The organism is Nocardia sp. NBC_00511, assembly GCF_045161165.1.
Taxonomy (GTDB): Bacteria; Actinomycetota; Actinomycetes; order Mycobacteriales; family Mycobacteriaceae; genus Nocardia.
Window position 1 is genome coordinate 2448675 of record NZ_CP107849.1, and the last position, 15979, is coordinate 2464653.

Genomic DNA, 15979 nt, shown 5'->3' on the forward strand with positions numbered 1-15979 from the left:
CGGGGGTCAGGACGGCGCCGATTGATTTGGGCCACTTGGGCTTTCGTTTCGTGTTGTTCCGTTGGAAATGACGAAACCAACGCTACGATTTTCGTTGTGTCGAGCAACTGCAACTACCCGGGCTGTACGAAACCGATCACGCGCGCCGGGGGACCGGGACGGCCGTCGGAATACTGTGAGCACCCCGACCACACGCGGTGGCGGGCCTGGAGAGAACGGCAACGTCAGCAGCAGGCGGAGGGTGAGGGTCCGGTTGCGAACGTCACTGTGACGCAACAGGGTCCGGCGGCGGTGGCGCGGCTACGGGCGGATGAGTTGCTTTCGCAGTTTCGGACGTTGGCCGATCAGCTGGGGACGACGTTGACGGCTGCGGTCTCGGAGTTGTCGACGTTGGCGGATCCCGCGGTGGCGGAGGCGCAGATTCAGGCTGTGCAGGCGGATGCGGCACGGCGTATCGCGGAAGCGGAGATGAAGGCTGTGGCTGCCGAGCAGGCGCGGCGGGATATCGACGAGGTGCGGGCGGCGGCCGAATCCGCGGCCGAGGACGCCATTCTCGCCACCGAGGAAGCGGAGGGGCGGATCGCGGAGGCACTGGCCGCTCGTGACGACGCGATGCGGGAAGTCGAGCGGGTGACCAAGCAGGCGGCCGATGACGTGTTCGGCGCACGTGCCGACGCGGAGGCCGAGATCCGCACCATCCGAAGGGAATCGGCAGAGGACGTGGAGCGGGCCCGCCAGCAGGCCACCGAGGATATCGAACTTGCACGGTCCAAGGCGGCGACCGAGACCGAGCAGGCGCGGCGCGATGCGACTCAGCGCATTACCGCCGCCGGCGCGGAGCGCGACCTCGCGGTACAGCGGGCCGCCGATGCCGAGCGTGCCATCGAACGTGCGGAAGCCGCTGTATCCGAACGCAATCAGGTCCTCGCCGAAACCCGCGACGAGATCAAGCAGATCCGCACCGACCTCGAGCGAACGCGCGTGGAACTAAGCGACGTCCGCCGCCAAGCCGCCGCCGACATCGCGACTGTCCGTCAGGAATCCACGACGGCCCTCGACAAGGCCCGGCAGGAGGCATCGGAACGCCTCGCCACCCTCGACGATGCCCGAGCCCAAACCCTCACCCGCGCCGAACGCGCCGAACAGCAGCTCGATGCGCTACTGGCGCAACGCACTCCGGAACCCGCACGCCAATAGCGGTTCACTCAGCGGCGAAGCCATCCTCCAGATAGACCGATGCCCTCTCGCTCCGAGCTCGCCGCGCCGCCATCACGCGGCGAGCCAGTATCCCGGGTGGAACCCAATCCACTGCCAGCAGACGACCGAGAGTCACCGTCAGGCCAAGCTCCTCGTCGATCTCCCGGACGGCCGCGGCCAGGGGAGATTCGTTGGCTTCGACGACCCCGCCCGGCAATTCCCAGTAGTCCTTATAGGTCGGTTCGACCAGTAGAACCCGGTCGAGCTCGTCGACGAACAGTGCGCCCGCGCCCATCCGCTTGCGGGGGAGTGCGGCGACATACTCGGCCCGTTCGGAGTCCATGGGGCACAACAGTATCCAGTCGACTCGGCGAATGGGTGCGGCCCAGGCTGGCCTGCGGATTAGGGCATCTGTCCGATAGTGCGGGGGTAGAGGGATCCCATACCGTTCAGTTGTTTGTCGTGCAGCGGATGAGTTGGGGCTGGGGCTGCGGTTGTTCAGGAGGTATGGAATGTCCGCGATGACGGGGTGGCGTGGTCGATCACGTCTGCAGATGGGTACGCGCGCAATGGTTGTGGTGGTGACACCGCTGGTCGCGCTGGTGGCGGGCTGTTCGAGTGATTCGGGCAAATCGACTACGACGGAGGCGAAGTCGTCGGTCAGCGCGACGGCGTCGGTGTCGGCCACTACCATCGCGCCGACGACTTCGGGAAATGGCAGTCCAGGTAGCGACCGTCCAGGACGACCACACGGGCAACAGCCGGGCAACGCCCAACAGCCGCAAGGGAATCCGCCCGGCGACGTGGCGGCCCCCGGTCCGGACCCGGCGACGGATCAGAGTGGGCCCGCACCCGCGCCGAAATGTACCGACCAGATCAACTACGCGGGTGACCCCCGATCCAACGCGGAGATCAACTCCATCGGGGATCAGACCGGGCATTGCCCCGACCCGATCCCGGCTTCGGCCACTACTACGGCGACTTCCGCCGCACCGACGACCACAGATTCGGCCACGCCCGTTCCCACGACCACTCCGCCGGTGACGACCACCCAAGCGACCGTAACCAGCGCGCCCGCCGCGACCACGACGCCCGCCGCGACAACAACCAACCAGTAGGATTCACATCCCCGGACAACCCGAGGTCGAATGTGTGGATGGAGCAGGATTTTCTGGCGTGTAGCGGTATCGTCGGTGGGGAAAGACTGCTCCACTCGAGCCCGATCTGCAATGATCTCCGATCGAGGTGCCGCCGTACCGGTGGACTACCGCGCGACCACGGATTCGGGTGCGCGGAAGGGTAAAAGGGGTGTGACTGTTGAACATCAACGCCATGCGAGCGCGGCAATCCCGGCCGAGCGTGGCACGTGTATACAGCTACGTGCTCGGCGGGCGCGACAACTACGGTGTCGACAAGGATCTGGGTGACTACTTCACCGAAGATCTACCCGGTTCTGAGCAATTGGCTATCACCAACCGGCATGCGGTGCTGCGGGCGGTTCGCGCCATGGCAGACGAGGGCATCCGGCAGGTGATCGACATGGGCTGCGGCTTACCCGCAGAACAGAACGTGCACGAGGTAATCCGGCAAGTGCATCCGGATGCCTGCGTCGTGTACATCGACGACGATCCGTTCGTGGCGGCGCACGGCAGGGCACTGCTGGCCGTCGACGACCGAATCGCCGTGCTGGAGGCGGATATTCGAGATCCGGGCACGATCGAGAAGCATCCGGAAGTCCAGCGCCTGATCGACTTCGACGAGCCGGTGGGACTGCTGTTCGCGGTCACTCTCAGCTTCGTCACCGACGATGAGGACCCGTCGAGCGTGGTGCAGTTCTGGACCGACCGCATCGTGTCGGGCAGCCGGACCTACATCTCGCACTTCCGGACCGGCGCCACCCGCGAGGCGGTCGCCACCCAGCGCAAGATCCTGGAAGCGTTCGGCCGCGGGTACTTCCGTGAGGACGCGGATATCCAGGCCTGCTTCGGCGATCTCCAGATCGACGACGACGGGTTGCGTCCGTGTGCCCAGTGGCGTCCGGAATCCCTCGATGATGGTCCCGCACCGGAGCTTTCGGTGTGGGAGGAACTCATCGTCGGTGGGATGGCGCGCAAGCCCTGATCGACAGCGAACGCGAATGCGCTGGCGTGGAGTGCCGAGAGGCATTCCGCACCAGCGCATTCGCGTTCCTCAGGGGTCCGTGGGCTACTGCGGCCCGCACTGGGTCATGGTGACCTCGGCGATGCGCAGGCTCGCGGTGCCGACTTCGGTCGCGACCTGGTCCATCGTGGTCTTGCCCGCGCCGATGGCGCGATAGTCGGTGGCGACGGTCTCGATATCGGGCTGGATATCCTGCGGCGCATAGGTCTTCAGCTTGTCGTAGCCTGCTGCCGTCGCGGTGTAGTCCTTCGGGTCGATGGCGGGTTTCGAGGTGATCTGCCGTGTCGACTTGGCCAGGTCGGCCGCCACGGTGCAGTAGCTGTCGCCCTGCGCCGTCCCCGCTGCCGGTGCGGAACTCGAGGCGACCGCGTTCCCGCTCGGAGCGGCGGCGGTGGTCTGGTCGTTGCAACCGGCCGCGACGGCCACGGTCAGCCCGGCCAGCAGCGTGACCGTGAGGAGTCGTGAATTCATCGGGTCAGGCTCCCAACTGCTGCACGATGGCGGCGAAGTCGAGCCAGACGTTCTCGCGGCTGATCTTGCCGTCCTGGACCTCGCAGACGTGCAGGATGCGGAAATCGAGCGGCCGGTTGTTGCCCGGGATGCCGACGAACATCCCCGTTGCCTTTCCGTACCAATGGGATTCGTCGACGAAGAAGTCCTCCCCGTAGTACCGGCGCACATTGACGAACTTGTCTTCGCTGAGCGCGTCGAACAGCACGCGGTAGCGCTCTCCGATGGCTCCGGGCTCACGCAGTACGCCCTGCGGGTCCCCGACCACATCGTGCTCGGCCCCGGCGGTCAGTGTGGCCAATGCTCCGGCCACGTCGCTGGCCGCCTCGGCGGCGCAGTGTTCGGCGAACAGTGCGTCCATTTCCTCGCGAGTCATGTCCATCCCCTCCTGTCGTGTTCGTGAGTACTTGGTTATCATGATGAGCATGGGCACCTCACGTCAAGACGAATATCTCGCCGCGGGCCGACAGAATCAGAAACTTCGCACCCGGGAGGCCCTGCTGGACGCCGCCCTCGCCCTGGCTCGTGACGGACAGTCCCCGGCCATCGCGCAGGTCGCCGCCGCGGCCAAGGTCTCCCTCGCCACCGCGCACCGCTACTTCCCGAATCGTCAGTCGCTGTGGGCCGATCTGGCCTGGCGACAGTCCTGGTCCGCCACGCGCGCGGGGTTTTTCGACCAGCTGCCCGAGGACCCGGAGCAACGGATCGACATGGTGGTACGGCGGATCGCGGACATGCAGTTCGACGACGAGGTGGTCTGGCGGGAGGTGGTGCGCGCGTCCGCGGACCGCTGGTTCGCGCAGCGCGACGTCCCCGAGGAAGAGCGCGCGCCGACCCGGGGCACCAACCGGCTGGACATGGCCCGCACGGCACTGGAACCGCTGCGGGAGCGGCTCGCGCCGCAGGCTTTCGAGAGGCTGGTGAACGCGGTGGTGATGGTCTTCGGAACCGAAGCCATGATCACCACCCGCGACACCAGCGGCCTGGACCGTGTCGAGGCCACCGAGGTGATGAGCTGGGCCGCAAGGGCACTCGTTCGAGCTGCCCTCGCGGAGGCGGAGAGCTAGGCGTCGGGGAAATGGATCTCGGGGACCTCGGCGACGTCGAGCAGGAAGTAGCCGAGGAAGGTGACGCCGTCGTCCTGCGCGTCGAACCGCGCGACGCGCGCGCCCTCGGGCTCGTGGAAGACATCGCCGGGACGCAGCACCACGGGCGGCTCACCGTCGATTTGATAGACGGCCGAACCGGTTTCGATGGATCCGAAGACCGGCCCGTTGTGCACGTGCAGCCCGGCCGGGTAGCCGGGGGCGATGGTGATGCGCCGAACCTCGACCCGGTGCACAGCCCGCGCGGTCGGCAGCGCGTGATCAAGCACCACGGATCGGGTGACCGGCGTGACGGGTTCATCGGTTCCCGCAGGTTCACCGAGCTGGTACTCAGCCTCGCTGACCGCGGCCCCTAGCTCGGCGGAAGTGCCTGCCGCGGGTATCTCCTCGATCGCGATGTGCGTCATGCCGGAGGTGGAAGTGGCTCCGTGCCAGTGCCATTCACCGGGGTCGATGCGCACCGTGTCGCCGACCCGAATGGTCTCGACCGGTCCGCCACGCCGCTGCACGAGCCCGACGCCCTCGGTCACGGTGAGAATTTGGCCCAGTGCGTGTCGATGCCAGACGGTGCGAGCGCCGGGGGCGAATCGGACGCTGTCGACCTGGGTCCGCGATGATCCGTTCGGAGCGGCCAGCGTGTCGAACCAGACCTGGCCCGTGACCCATTCGGCCGGGGCCGCCGTCGTTGCGGCAGTGTGTGAGATCTGCATGTCGGTGGATCTACTCCGTTTCGGGGCGGCGGTATGCGGCGAGCAGCCCGAGGATCCCGGTGGCGGCTTCCTCGAATCGCTGCGGGGAATCATCGGCGCGGGCAAGGACGTAGCCGCCCTGCATCACCGCGACGATCGCGAGCGCAGTGGTGGAAGGGTCTAGCGTGCCGGGGAATTCGCCATGGTCGAGGCCGTCCTGAAGCACGGCCGTGAGCCGACCGCGCAGCCACGCGAAGGTCTCTTCGACCGGAGCGCGCAACGCGGGCGTCGCCATGACGTCCGGATCTTGGGTGAGCCGTCCGATCGGACAGCCTCGCAGCACGTCGCGCTCACGTCGCAAGAACGCCTCGATGCGCGCGTAAGCCGTTCCCTCGGTGGACAACTGGGCGTCGGCGACCTCCCGCAGCACCTCGGCGCTGCGCTCGATGGCGGCGAGAGCGAGCTCTTCCTTGCCCGAGAAATGGTGATACATGCTGCCCTGGCCCGCCCCGGCGCGCTGCTGGATCGCCTTAGGGCTGGTCCCGACGTACCCGCGTTCCCACAGCAGGGACCGAGTGCTTTCGATGAGGCTCTCTCGACTGCTCACACGATCACTGTACATACCAATAGGTACAGAGCAACTCGAACGGCGGTTGGCGGTGGAGGTTCGAGCCTTTTCGGCGGTCGATGACTCGCGGTCGAGCTACCCCTGGTGCGCGTCCTCGGGAGTCCGCCACATCGGCCACAGCGGCGGGCCGCCTGCGGTGGCGTCGAGGGTGCCGGTGACGGTGAAGCCGAATCGTTCGTAGTACGGGACGTTTTCGGGTTTGCTCGACTCCAAGTAGGCGGGGATGCCCGCCGCGTCACAGCGGTCGAGGCGGGAGTTCAGGAGGGCCTGGCCGTAACCCTTGCCGCGGACTTCGGGCAGGGTGCCGATCACCGCGAGGTACCAGTGCGGTTCGGTGGGGTGGTTGGACATCATGATGTCGGCCAGCTTCGCGGCCACGCCGAGGCGGCTGCGGAAGGCGCGCACCAGGCCGGGGAGTTGGCGCAGGGTGGTGAGGTTCGAGGCGTGCCAATGTCCGGGCGGGGCCCAGAGTGTCGCGCCACCGATCCGTCCGGACTCGTCGCAGGCCACCTCCACGCCACCGGCGCTCAGGAAGTGGTGCCGGGTCTGGGCCGCGAACAGCGATGCCGCCCGCTGCGGGCGGGCGGCATCGTCGGGGATCAGCCAAGAGATGATCGGGTCGTCGGCGAAGGCGATGCCGAGGACGCGCGATAACTCGGGAATATCGGACATTCCGGCGGGCCGGACGGTGATCGACATGCCCTCACGGTAGCGGGTGGACCGCCTCGGCAGGGGATGAGGCGAGCTGCTGCGCCGCCGCGTGGTCATGGGTCGGGATCACCCTGGCGGACTCGCGGGCCAGGTGCAGGCGGTGCAGGCTCTTGAAGGTCAGGTCCCGGTCGTTGTCGGTGAAATTGCCTGGGAAACTGGCCTTTTGACGAATGTCGTCGACCTGCAGCGAATGCCAGGCCGCATCGCCTGCCAGCAGGATCCAACCGCGCGGCGTATGTGCGAGCACGCCGACACTGCCGGGTGTGTGCCCGGCCAGATCGACGAGCACCACGCTGCCGTCACCGAACAGGTCCAGGCTGCGTTCGAAGGTCAGCACCGGCGGACCATCCAGGTCGTAGGTGACGAGGGGACGGTCGAGCAGCGAATCGCGGACGCCACCGACCGGCGGCACCTTCCCGGCGGAGATCCACTGCTGTTCGATGCTGTGCATGTGCACCGGCAGCCCCGGCAGATCCAGCAGCCCGCACACGTGGTCCCAGTGCGCGTGGGTCGGCAGGGCGAAATCGAGTGCGGGCAGCCCGGACTCGGCTTGCAGGGCGGTGATGGTCGCGATGGTGTCGGCGGGCGGGCGCACCACCGGGCGCAGCACCGAGGACAGCTGCGAGAGGGCGCGGCGTTCGGCGTCCAGGCAGAAGCTCGGGTCGACGATGAAGGTGGCGTCGGGGTGCGTGATCACGAAGGAGTTGAGGGAGTTGGTGATTCGCCGCGGGGCGAAGCGTCCCTCGACCACCGCCGCGGTCGGCACCGATCGTGGCGTCTGCGCCAGCGCCGTCACGGTGACGGTTCGCCGGGCGGTGGGCAGGCCCGCGTCGGTCAGGGATTTCAGAAAGCGCTGGTCGGCGCGGCGGGGTCGGACAGCACCGCGGATCGAACTGGCCGCGGCGGCACAGCATTCGAACAAGCTGGGGTTTGGCACTCGATCGGACATAGTGGCACGCTAATACTTAAGGTCGACATGAAGTAAAGAGGTGAATCGTGGCCACTGCTCAGGACATGAGGATCGGCGACGCGGCCGCCGCGCTCGGCGTGGAGACACACGTGCTGCGGCACTGGGAATCGATGGGCCTGCTCGCGCCGCCGCGCAGCCCGTCGGGGCATCGCAGCTACAACGAGCACATCCTCGACTATGCCCGGGTGATTCAGATCCTGCAGCGCACGGGTCTCTCGCTCGATCAGATCCGTCAGCTGGGGCTCGGCGTCCATCCGGAACGGCTGGCCCTGCTGGCCGAACGGCGTGCCGATGTGCAGGCGCGAATCATTCTGCTGCAGGCCACGGATCGGTTCCTGGAGCATCTGGGTGAGTGCAGTCATCCGATCATCGCCGAATGCCCGGAGTGCCTGGGTTTCGTGCAGTTGTCGGGTGATCATCGGCCGGGGGAGTTCCCCGGCCGCCGCCAGCTCACACCAGGACCGGGTCGGCCGTCACCACCACGGGCGCGCCGTGCGCGGGCACGTGGGTGATATTGCGCGTCCGCGACGTCTCGGCGGCGGTGCCTGCGGGCAGCGAAAGGCGTTGCCGGGTAAGGATTTCGCGCAGCACCGCCGCGCCCTCCATGAGCGAGAACCCCGCGCCGATGCAGCGGCGCACGCCACCGCCGAACGGCAGCCAGGTATTGGCCGCCACTTCGCCTTCGAGAAAACGCTCGGGCCGGAACACCTCCGCGTCCGGGAAGGCTTCGCGGCGTTCGTGCGCGAGCAGGATCGACGTGGACACCACGGTGCCGCCGGGCAAGTCGATGCCGCCGACGGTCGCGTCGCGGGTGAGGCGGCGCGCGGTTCCGGCGATGATGGTGTGCCGTCGCATGGCTTCCTTCAACACCGCCTCGAGGTACTTCTCGTCGCCGTCGAGGGCGGCGCGGCGAGCGGTGGCCTGCACGTCCGGGTGCGCGGCCAGTTCGTGGCAGGCCCACGACAGCGCCGAGGCCGTGGTCTCGTGCCCGGCGAGCAGCAGGGTGATCAGCTGGTCGCGCAGTTCGGCGTCGGACAGTGGTGCGTCGGTGGGGTTCTCACCGGATCCGGCCGCCAGCAGCCGGGACAGCACGTCGGTGCGCCGGGTCAGGTCGGGGTGGGCGCGGCGTTCGGCGATCTCGCTGTAGAGCAGTTCGTCGATGGCGTTCTGGTTGTCGCGGAAGCGTTTCCACGGTCCCCGTGTTTGCAGGGCCGGATACTTCCAGCCGAAGAAGATGATCGGATTGACGTTCACGATCTGCCGCAGCCGCGGGGCTAGCTGATCGCGACGGCGTTCGTCGGTCATCCCGAACACCACCTGCATGATGACGTCGAGGGTGAGTTCGTTCATCCGATCCAGGGTGTGCACGGTCGACCCGGACGCCCAGCGATCGACATGTTCGGTGGCGATGGATTCGACCAGCGTGCGGTAGCCGCGCAGCGAGGAGCCCACGAACGCGGGCATCAGCAGCCGTCGCGCCCGCGCGTGCTCGGCTTCGTCGGTGAGCAGCACCGAATGTTCGCCCATGATGTGCACGAGCAGCCGATTGCCTTCTCCGGCATGGAAATCCGCGGGGTCGCCCGCGAAGATCTCCCGGATGTGCTCGGGTCGGGTGAACACCACCAGGTTCTCGGCATAGGGCGCGGCCAGGTGCAGGGTGAACACGTCGCCGTGGCGTCGCTTGGCCGCCCGCAGCAGGGTGCCGCGCCACTTGGCGTAGAGCACGGTTTGCAGGGAGGCGGGCAATCGCGGACCGGATGGATAGGTGGTGCTCACTGCGCCGTCCCTTCGTGGAGCCGCCTCACTGCGACTGAAGTCCTTGCCCTACAGAGTAGAACGGTCGTGATATTTCGGAAGGGCGGCGACCACTAGGACGGAAAGTGGCCTAGTTCTTTCCTACTGTAGGGGCATGGCGATTTTCGAACCGTTCAGCATCGACATTCCCGGCTCCGACCTCGAGGACCTGCGCACCCGGCTGGCGGCCACCCGCTGGCCGGAGGAACTGCCCGGCGTCGGCTGGGAGTACGGCATCCCCACCTCGTATGTGCGCGAGCTCGCCGAATACTGGGGCACCGGCTACGACTGGCGTGCGCACGAGGCCGACGCCAACCGCTATCCGCAGTTCGTGACCGAAATCGATGGGCAGCGTGTGCATTTCACGCATGTGTGCTCGGCCGTAGCCGACGCGCTGCCGCTGCTGCTGGTGCACGGCTGGCCGTTCGAGGACTTCACCGCCATGATCGGCCCGCTGACCGATCCGGCCGCGCACGGCGGCGATCCGGCCGACGCCTTCCACCTGGTGATTCCGACCCTGCCGGGCTTCGGCTACTCCGGGCCGACGCGCCGGGTCGGCGACGCGGCCACCGAGCGCAGTGCCGAATTGCTCGCCACCCTGATGGCCGAGCTGGGTTACGACCGCTACGGCGTGCACGGCGGCGACGCGGGTTCGTTCATCGCCCCGCAGATCGGCCGCATCGCCACCGAGCGCCTGGTGGGCGTGCACCTCAATGATCCGATCACCATCCCGGCCTGGGGCGATGACGGATCCGATTACAGCGCAGCCGATCAGGAGAAGCTGGCGCGCATGCAGGATTGGAGCAGCAAGCAGACCTCCGGATACGCGGGGATGCAGTCCACCCGGCCGCAGACCCTCGCTCCGGCGGTATCGGACTCCCCGGCGGGTCTGCTGGCCTGGGTGCTGGATGTGGTGAACACGTATGTCGATCCGGCGCAGCCGACTCCCGATGCCGCCATCGACCGCGACCTGCTGCTGTCGAATCTCTCGACGCTGTGGTTCACCGGGACGATCGGTTCCTCGATGCGGCTGTACAAGGAATCTCAGCATTGGGGTGCGACGCTGGCCGACTCCGGCGTGCCGACCGGCGTGGCGGTGTTCCCGGGCAGCGGCACCGTGCGCGGCGTCGCGGAGAAACAGAACACGATCGTGCACTGGTCGGAGTTCGAGCGCGGCGGCCACTTCGCGGCGATGGAGGCGCCCGATCTGCTGACCGGTGATCTGCGGGAGTTCTTCGGCAAGCTGCGCTGAGGTTCGAGGCGGACTCGCTGACAGTCTCCTTCGAATTCTCCACACGCACAGCGTCTTTCGCCTGGCCGCGTCCATCCTCTGGCAGGATGGGCGGATGGCCGAGATCCATGAGACAACCCTGACTCCGGGCAAACTGGAGCTGCTGTCCGTGTGGTTGCCGACCCGGCACTGGTTCGCCGGTGCCGGGTCGCCCGCGCTGTCGAAGTCGGGTGGTTTCCGCCTGGATGACCCCGACGGTGCGGTCGGGATCGAGGTCATGGTCGTCACCGATACCGCCGCCGGCAAGCCCGTCACCTACCTGGTGCCGATGACCTATCGGGGTGCGCCGCAACAGGAGCTGGCCGAGGCGCTGATCGGCACCTCGGAACACGGCGTGCTCGGCACCCGATGGTTCTACGACGCGGCCCACGATCCGGTCTTCATCGAGCAGGCCGCCCGGCTGCTGTCCGGGCACACCGCGCCGCAGGACCAGAACCTCAGCGACACCCCCGATCCGACCGTTCACGGCGCGGTCGCCGAGATCCGCACTCCCACAGCCGGATTCGCGGCCACCACGATCGACACCGACGACCACACCGATATCGCCTACGACTCGCCGCGTTCCCGAAACGCCGGAGCTGAGCTTTTGCGCGTGCACCGGATCCTGGTGCCCGGCCACGCGGGGAGCGGCCGTGCCCACATCGAAGGGCCCTGGTGCGGGCCCGATCAGGTGATTCTGCGCGGGGTTTTCCTGAGTGCTCCCTGACCGATTCCGGGACTCGCCGAACGCCAGAGATACGCAAACGTCCAGTTAAGGGCCGAATCGGACATATGATTTCGGTATGCCCGCCAATCGGATCGAAGGGCGAACCGACGTATTCGCCGACTGGGCTTGGCAGGCGCTGCTGGTGAGCGGCGCCTGTTCTGTCGTGCTGGGGGCCGTCGTGCTGGCCTGGCCGGACAAATCCGAGACCATCAGCGGCACCTTGTTCGGGCTCGTTCTCGTCGCCACCGCGGCGACCCAGTTCGTCGTCGCGTTCGGCGCCCATATCGCCGGCGGCCTGAAGTGGCTGGAGTTCTTCGGCGGCGCGCTGGCGCTGCTACTGGCCGTATGGTGCTTCGGCAGTGGACAGTGGGTTGTGTTGCTGGCCTTGTGGACCGGCCTCGGCTGGATGATCCGCGGAATCCTACAGGCGATCGTCGCCGCCTGGTCCGAACGGTTCGCCGGGGCGGGCCGTCAGGAGATCATCGGCCTGCTGACCATGATCGCCGGTCTGGTCGTCGCGCTCGGACTCTTCGAATCGATGACCGCGCTCTCGATCGTCGGCGGGGTGTGCACGATGGCCCTCGGCGTATCGGAGATCATGATGGCCGCCCGGTTCACCGGTACCACCGTGGAAACCGTCTGAGCATTCCGGTTCACGCCGGAGACAGCCCGTCCGAATCGTGCCACCCGAACCGACTTTCGATTGCTGACCGTTTGCGTGTGGTCGGGCAGTCGTTGCCTGGGTAGGGTTCGGCGGGTGGCGAGGATTGCGTTCCTGGGGTTGGGCCGAATGGGTATCGGCATGGCGGGTCGTTTGGTGCGGGCCGGACACACGGTCAGCGTGTACAACAGGTCTGCGGAGCGGGCGGCGGAACTCGTCGCGGCCGGTGCGGTGGCAGCGCCGACCGCGCGTGCGGCGGCCGAGAACGCCGAGGCCGTGATCGCGATGGTCGCCGATGATGCGGCATCACAGGCGGTTTGGCTGGGCGAGGACGGTGCACTGGCCGGGACGCTCGCACCGCACGCGTTCGCGATCGAATGCTCCACCCTGTCGCGGCCATGGGTGCTCGAACTGTCCGCACACGCCGCCACTCGTGGCCTGCGCTACCTCGACCTGCCGGTCACCGGCCTGCCCGACGCGGCGGCCGCCGGTACCCTCACCCTCTTCGCGGGCGCATCCACCGAAGACCTCGACGCAGCACGGCCGCTACTGAAGCCGTTGTGCTCCAACATTGTTCACTTCGGTGATGTCGGCGCGGGCACCTCCTACAAGCTCATCCAGAACCTGCTCGGCTCGGTCCAGATCGCGGCGACGGCCGAGGCCCTGCGCACCGCTGAACTGGCCGGACTCGACCTCGCCACCGTGGTCGATACCCTCTCCCGCGGTGGCGCGGCCAGTCCCACCGTGGTGCGCATGGCCCACCTCATGCTCGATGACGTCCACGATCGCGACATCGCCTTCACCGCCGCCCTGCGTCTGAAGGACACCCGCATCGGCGTCGAACTGTCCGACGCCGTCGATGCCCCGGCCGCGCTCGGTCACACCGCTCTCGAGCTGTTCGACTCCCTCGTCGGCTCCGGTCACGGTGCGCTGTCCGAGGCAATCCTCCTGAACCACCTCCGCGCCTGATTCGAACCGCTTGCCAGCCCGAGCAATTGGATCGCATCATCGCCGCCGTCACCGAACTGCTCGGCTGACCCCCTCGAGGACGCAGGAGAGTCCGAAGGCGAACGACTCTGCGGCCGTGACGTCGTCGGCCTCGCGGATGCGGCGGGCGAAGTTCGGGTAGGCGCCGGTTTCGAGGGCGGCGCGGAGGTACGGTGCGACACCGGCGCGCCACTGGTCTTCGGTGAGACCGGTGCGCCGCTGGGCTCGGAGTTCGGCGAGCTCCTGTGCGACCGCGCCGAAAACGAATGCGGTGACGGTGTCGACGCTGTGTGCGGCACGGGTCACGTCGGCGGTGAGGGCCAGGGCGGCGGCCATCGCGAAGTCGTAGCGGCGCAGGGCGTTCGGGCCCAGTGCCGGGCGACCGGAGAGTTCGGGGCCGAGCCAGCGGTGGCGCAGCAGGGTGTCGCGCAGCAGGTGGGCGGCGGTGGCGAGATCGGCGAGGCCGTCACCGGAGAGTGGGGGCGGATCGCCCTGGGTGGCATCGATCATCAGGTCCAGTAGTTCGTCGCGGTTGGCCACGTAGCGGTAAAGGGAGGCCGTGCCCGAACCCAGTTCGGTGGCGACCCGGCGCATCGAGACCGCTTCGAGCCCTTCGGTATCGGCGAGGGTGAGGGCGGTGTCCACGATGCGCTCGACGCTGGGAGCACGGCGAGCCGGGGTGCGGCGGTCCTTGCTCCACACCAGCTGCGGAGTGTCCTCGGTCATCGATTTCCTTTCCGGTCGAACGCATTGCGGTGAGCCTAGCACTGTGGTTACGGTGTAACCACTACGGCTACGGTGTATCCATAAGGAGCTCGACCATGATGCAGACACGAATCCCCGTACTCATCGCCGGTGGCGGAACCGTCGGCCTGGCTGCCGCGCTGTTCCTGTCGGGCAAAGGTGTCGACGCGCTGATCGTCGAGCAGCAGGATGGTCCGTCACCGCACCCCCGGGCCACCGGCATGGGGCGGCGCACGATGGAAATGCTGCGCGCCGAAGGACTTCAGGACGCCGTGAACGCGGTGTGCGTGAACATGACCGGCGGGCTCGGGAAGATCTATGTCCGGACGCTGGCCGACACCGATTTCGACAGCCTGCCGGTTCCCGCGCACCAGACTCGACTCGGTGACGGCGGCGATGACAGTCCCGCCGTGGTTCGCGGCACCTGCCCGCAGCATCGACTCGACTCGGTGCTGTTGCCCGCTATCCGGGAACGCGGTGTCGAACTGCGATATTCGACCCGGCTCGAGTCCTTCACGCAGGACGCGGACGGTGTGGAGGCGACGCTCTCGGACGGGAGTGTGGTGCACGCCGACTACCTGATCGCCGCCGACGGGGTGCGCAGTGAAGTGCGCACGGCGCTCGGCACCGAGGTCGGCGGGCCCGGGCCGCTCGGAAAACCCATGATGAGCATCATGTTTCGCGCCGACCTCACGCCTTACCTGCGGGGGCATCGGTTCGTGAACTGCACTGTCGACAACCCCGCGGTCTCGGGACTGCTGGTCACCATCGACGGTGCGAACGAATGGATTCTGCACGTCGAATGCACCGATGCAGCCGATGAATTCACCCCGGCTCGCTGCCTCGAACTGATTCGCGCCGCGATCGGTGACGACACCTGCGAGGTCGACGTGGTGAGCGCGTTGCCGTGGCGGCCCAGAGGGCAACTCGCACAGCAATTCCGGGTGGACCGCGTCTTCCTCGCCGGGGACGCCGCGCACACGGTGCCGCCGCTCGGCGCGTTCGGCCTCAACACCGGGATCGCCGACGCGCACAACCTGGCCTGGAAGATCGCCGCCGTGCTGCGGGGAGAGGCGGGGGAGTCGCTGCTGGAAACCTATGACAGCGAACGCCGTCCGGTTGCCGCCATGACCCTCGACCAAGCGGTGCGCCGCCTGCGGGATCCGCGCCTGCACTGGGACAACACACCCGAGATCGTCGCGGCCCGCCAGGCTGCGGGCGTCATCCACGCCCCGCTCGTACACATCGGCTACCGCTACGACTCCGCCGCGGTCATCGACCCGCAGCCGGAACTGCCGTCCACCGAGGATGTTTCGCTGGCGCTGGACGGCACACCGGGCTCGCTGCTCCCGCATCGCTGGGTGCACCACCATGGCCGACGGGTGCCGACGATCGACCTGATCGACGGATTCACGCTGCTGACTCCGGCCGAGAACTGGGCTCGGGCCGCCCACGAGGCCGCCCACGAACTCGGGGTGGCCTTGACCGTTCATCGCATTCCGGCGGCGGATGGTGACTGGGCCGGTGCGGTCGGTATCGATGAGGACGGCGCCCTGCTGGTGCGCCCCGATCACATGATCGCCTGGCGATCGACCATGCTGCCCACGCACCCGCGCGGACTGCTGATCGATGTGCTCGGCGCAGTGCTCGCGCGCATCGAACCCGCTGCCGCAGCCTCGAATCGGTCGTGAATGGCACTGAATGGCACTGAATGCGGAGTTGCAGTCAGTGATATGTCCGGCGTGAGGATGAGTGAGGGCGGCCGTCAATACCGCTCAGGTCGCACGCGAATCAGGGGTTGCGGCGGATGTGCGGACGCAGGGCT

Annotated in this window: 19 protein-coding genes; 9 read left to right on the forward strand and 10 right to left on the reverse strand. The window is 67.5% G+C overall.

What is annotated here, in order from left to right; all coding sequences use genetic code 11:
- Window positions 1–336 precede the first annotated feature (336 nt).
- Complete coding sequence (locus OG300_RS11585) at window positions 337–1197, forward strand: hypothetical protein (RefSeq protein WP_405495008.1); 861 nt, start codon at window positions 337–339, stop codon at window positions 1195–1197.
- Window positions 1198–1201: 4 nt separating this feature from the next.
- Here OG300_RS11585 and OG300_RS11590 read toward each other — a convergent pair whose 3' ends face one another.
- Both OG300_RS11590 and OG300_RS11595 read right to left on the reverse strand, forming a co-directional pair.
- On the reverse strand, window positions 1202–1540 hold the full coding sequence (locus OG300_RS11590) for an NUDIX domain-containing protein (RefSeq protein WP_405495010.1): 339 nt from the start codon (window positions 1538–1540) through the stop codon (window positions 1202–1204).
- 585 nt (window positions 1541–2125) lie between these two features.
- A complete protein-coding gene (locus OG300_RS11595; RefSeq protein WP_405495012.1) occupies window positions 2126–2308 on the reverse strand; it encodes a hypothetical protein in 183 nt (60 codons plus the stop codon).
- Between the two features lie 221 nt (window positions 2309–2529).
- Here OG300_RS11595 and OG300_RS11600 point away from each other — a divergent pair, with 221 nt between their 5' ends.
- Window positions 2530–3318, forward strand: a complete 789-nt coding sequence (locus OG300_RS11600) for an SAM-dependent methyltransferase (protein WP_405495014.1) — start codon at window positions 2530–2532, stop codon at window positions 3316–3318.
- An 84-nt stretch (window positions 3319–3402) separates the two neighbouring features.
- Here OG300_RS11600 and OG300_RS11605 read toward each other — a convergent pair whose 3' ends face one another.
- Entirely contained in the window at window positions 3403–3828 is a 426-nt protein-coding gene (locus tag OG300_RS11605) for a hypothetical protein (protein ID WP_405495016.1), read from the reverse strand.
- Between the two features lie 4 nt (window positions 3829–3832).
- Window positions 3833–4243 (reverse strand): ester cyclase, encoded by a 411-nt coding sequence (locus OG300_RS11610; protein ID WP_405495018.1) that lies wholly within the window; start codon window positions 4241–4243, stop codon window positions 3833–3835.
- Window positions 4244–4292: 49 nt separating this feature from the next.
- On the opposite strand from OG300_RS11610, the gene OG300_RS11615 reads away from it, so the two are divergent.
- On the forward strand, window positions 4293–4934 hold the full coding sequence (locus tag OG300_RS11615) for a hypothetical protein (RefSeq protein WP_405495020.1): 642 nt from the start codon (window positions 4293–4295) through the stop codon (window positions 4932–4934).
- Here the strand turns inward: OG300_RS11615 and OG300_RS11620 are convergent.
- The 4 genes from OG300_RS11620 to OG300_RS11635 form a co-directional block, all read right to left on the reverse strand.
- The gene (locus tag OG300_RS11620) at window positions 4931–5683 is read right to left on the reverse strand and encodes a cupin domain-containing protein (protein ID WP_405495022.1); all 753 of its coding nucleotides are present in this window, start codon (window positions 5681–5683) and stop codon (window positions 4931–4933) included. The genes OG300_RS11615 and OG300_RS11620 overlap by 4 nt on opposite strands.
- A gap of 10 nt (window positions 5684–5693) precedes the next feature.
- A complete protein-coding gene (locus OG300_RS11625) occupies window positions 5694–6269 on the reverse strand; it encodes a TetR family transcriptional regulator C-terminal domain-containing protein (protein WP_405495024.1) in 576 nt (191 codons plus the stop codon).
- Between the two features lie 96 nt (window positions 6270–6365).
- Window positions 6366–6989 (reverse strand): GNAT family N-acetyltransferase, encoded by a 624-nt coding sequence (locus OG300_RS11630; RefSeq protein WP_405495026.1) that lies wholly within the window; start codon window positions 6987–6989, stop codon window positions 6366–6368.
- Between the two features lie 4 nt (window positions 6990–6993).
- Window positions 6994–7950, reverse strand: a complete 957-nt coding sequence (locus OG300_RS11635; protein WP_405495028.1) for an MBL fold metallo-hydrolase — start codon at window positions 7948–7950, stop codon at window positions 6994–6996.
- 47 nt (window positions 7951–7997) lie between these two features.
- On the opposite strand from OG300_RS11635, the gene OG300_RS11640 reads away from it, so the two are divergent.
- Window positions 7998–8483, forward strand: a complete 486-nt coding sequence (locus tag OG300_RS11640) for a MerR family transcriptional regulator (RefSeq protein ID WP_405495030.1) — start codon at window positions 7998–8000, stop codon at window positions 8481–8483.
- On the opposite strand, the gene OG300_RS11645 is transcribed toward OG300_RS11640, so the two are convergent.
- Window positions 8422–9747: a cytochrome P450 gene (locus OG300_RS11645; protein WP_405495032.1), complete on the reverse strand. Its 1326-nt coding sequence runs from the start codon at window positions 9745–9747 to the stop codon at window positions 8422–8424. The genes OG300_RS11640 and OG300_RS11645 overlap by 62 nt on opposite strands.
- Window positions 9748–9880: 133 nt before the next feature.
- Here OG300_RS11645 and OG300_RS11650 point away from each other — a divergent pair, with 133 nt between their 5' ends.
- The 4 genes from OG300_RS11650 to OG300_RS11665 all read left to right on the forward strand — a co-directional run bounded on the left by OG300_RS11650 (window position 9881) and on the right by OG300_RS11665 (window position 13392).
- Window positions 9881–11017 (forward strand): epoxide hydrolase family protein, encoded by a 1137-nt coding sequence (locus OG300_RS11650; protein WP_405495034.1) that lies wholly within the window; start codon window positions 9881–9883, stop codon window positions 11015–11017.
- Between the two features lie 94 nt (window positions 11018–11111).
- Window positions 11112–11762 carry a maltokinase N-terminal cap-like domain-containing protein gene (locus OG300_RS11655; protein WP_405495035.1) on the forward strand — a complete coding sequence of 217 codons (651 nt, stop codon included), beginning with the start codon at window positions 11112–11114 and terminating at the stop codon, window positions 11760–11762.
- 76 nt (window positions 11763–11838) lie between these two features.
- A complete protein-coding gene (locus tag OG300_RS11660) occupies window positions 11839–12405 on the forward strand; it encodes a DUF308 domain-containing protein (protein WP_405495037.1) in 567 nt (188 codons plus the stop codon).
- 114 nt (window positions 12406–12519) lie between these two features.
- Window positions 12520–13392 carry an NAD(P)-dependent oxidoreductase gene (locus OG300_RS11665; protein WP_405495039.1) on the forward strand — a complete coding sequence of 291 codons (873 nt, stop codon included), beginning with the start codon at window positions 12520–12522 and terminating at the stop codon, window positions 13390–13392.
- Window positions 13393–13440: 48 nt separating this feature from the next.
- Here the strand turns inward: OG300_RS11665 and OG300_RS11670 are convergent, their stop codons facing one another.
- Window positions 13441–14136 (reverse strand): TetR/AcrR family transcriptional regulator, encoded by a 696-nt coding sequence (locus tag OG300_RS11670; RefSeq protein WP_405495041.1) that lies wholly within the window; start codon window positions 14134–14136, stop codon window positions 13441–13443.
- Window positions 14137–14231: 95 nt separating this feature from the next.
- Here OG300_RS11670 and OG300_RS11675 point away from each other — a divergent pair, with 95 nt between their 5' ends.
- On the forward strand, window positions 14232–15845 hold the full coding sequence (locus tag OG300_RS11675) for an FAD-dependent monooxygenase (RefSeq protein ID WP_405495043.1): 1614 nt from the start codon (window positions 14232–14234) through the stop codon (window positions 15843–15845).
- Window positions 15846–15979: the final 134 nt, after the last annotated feature.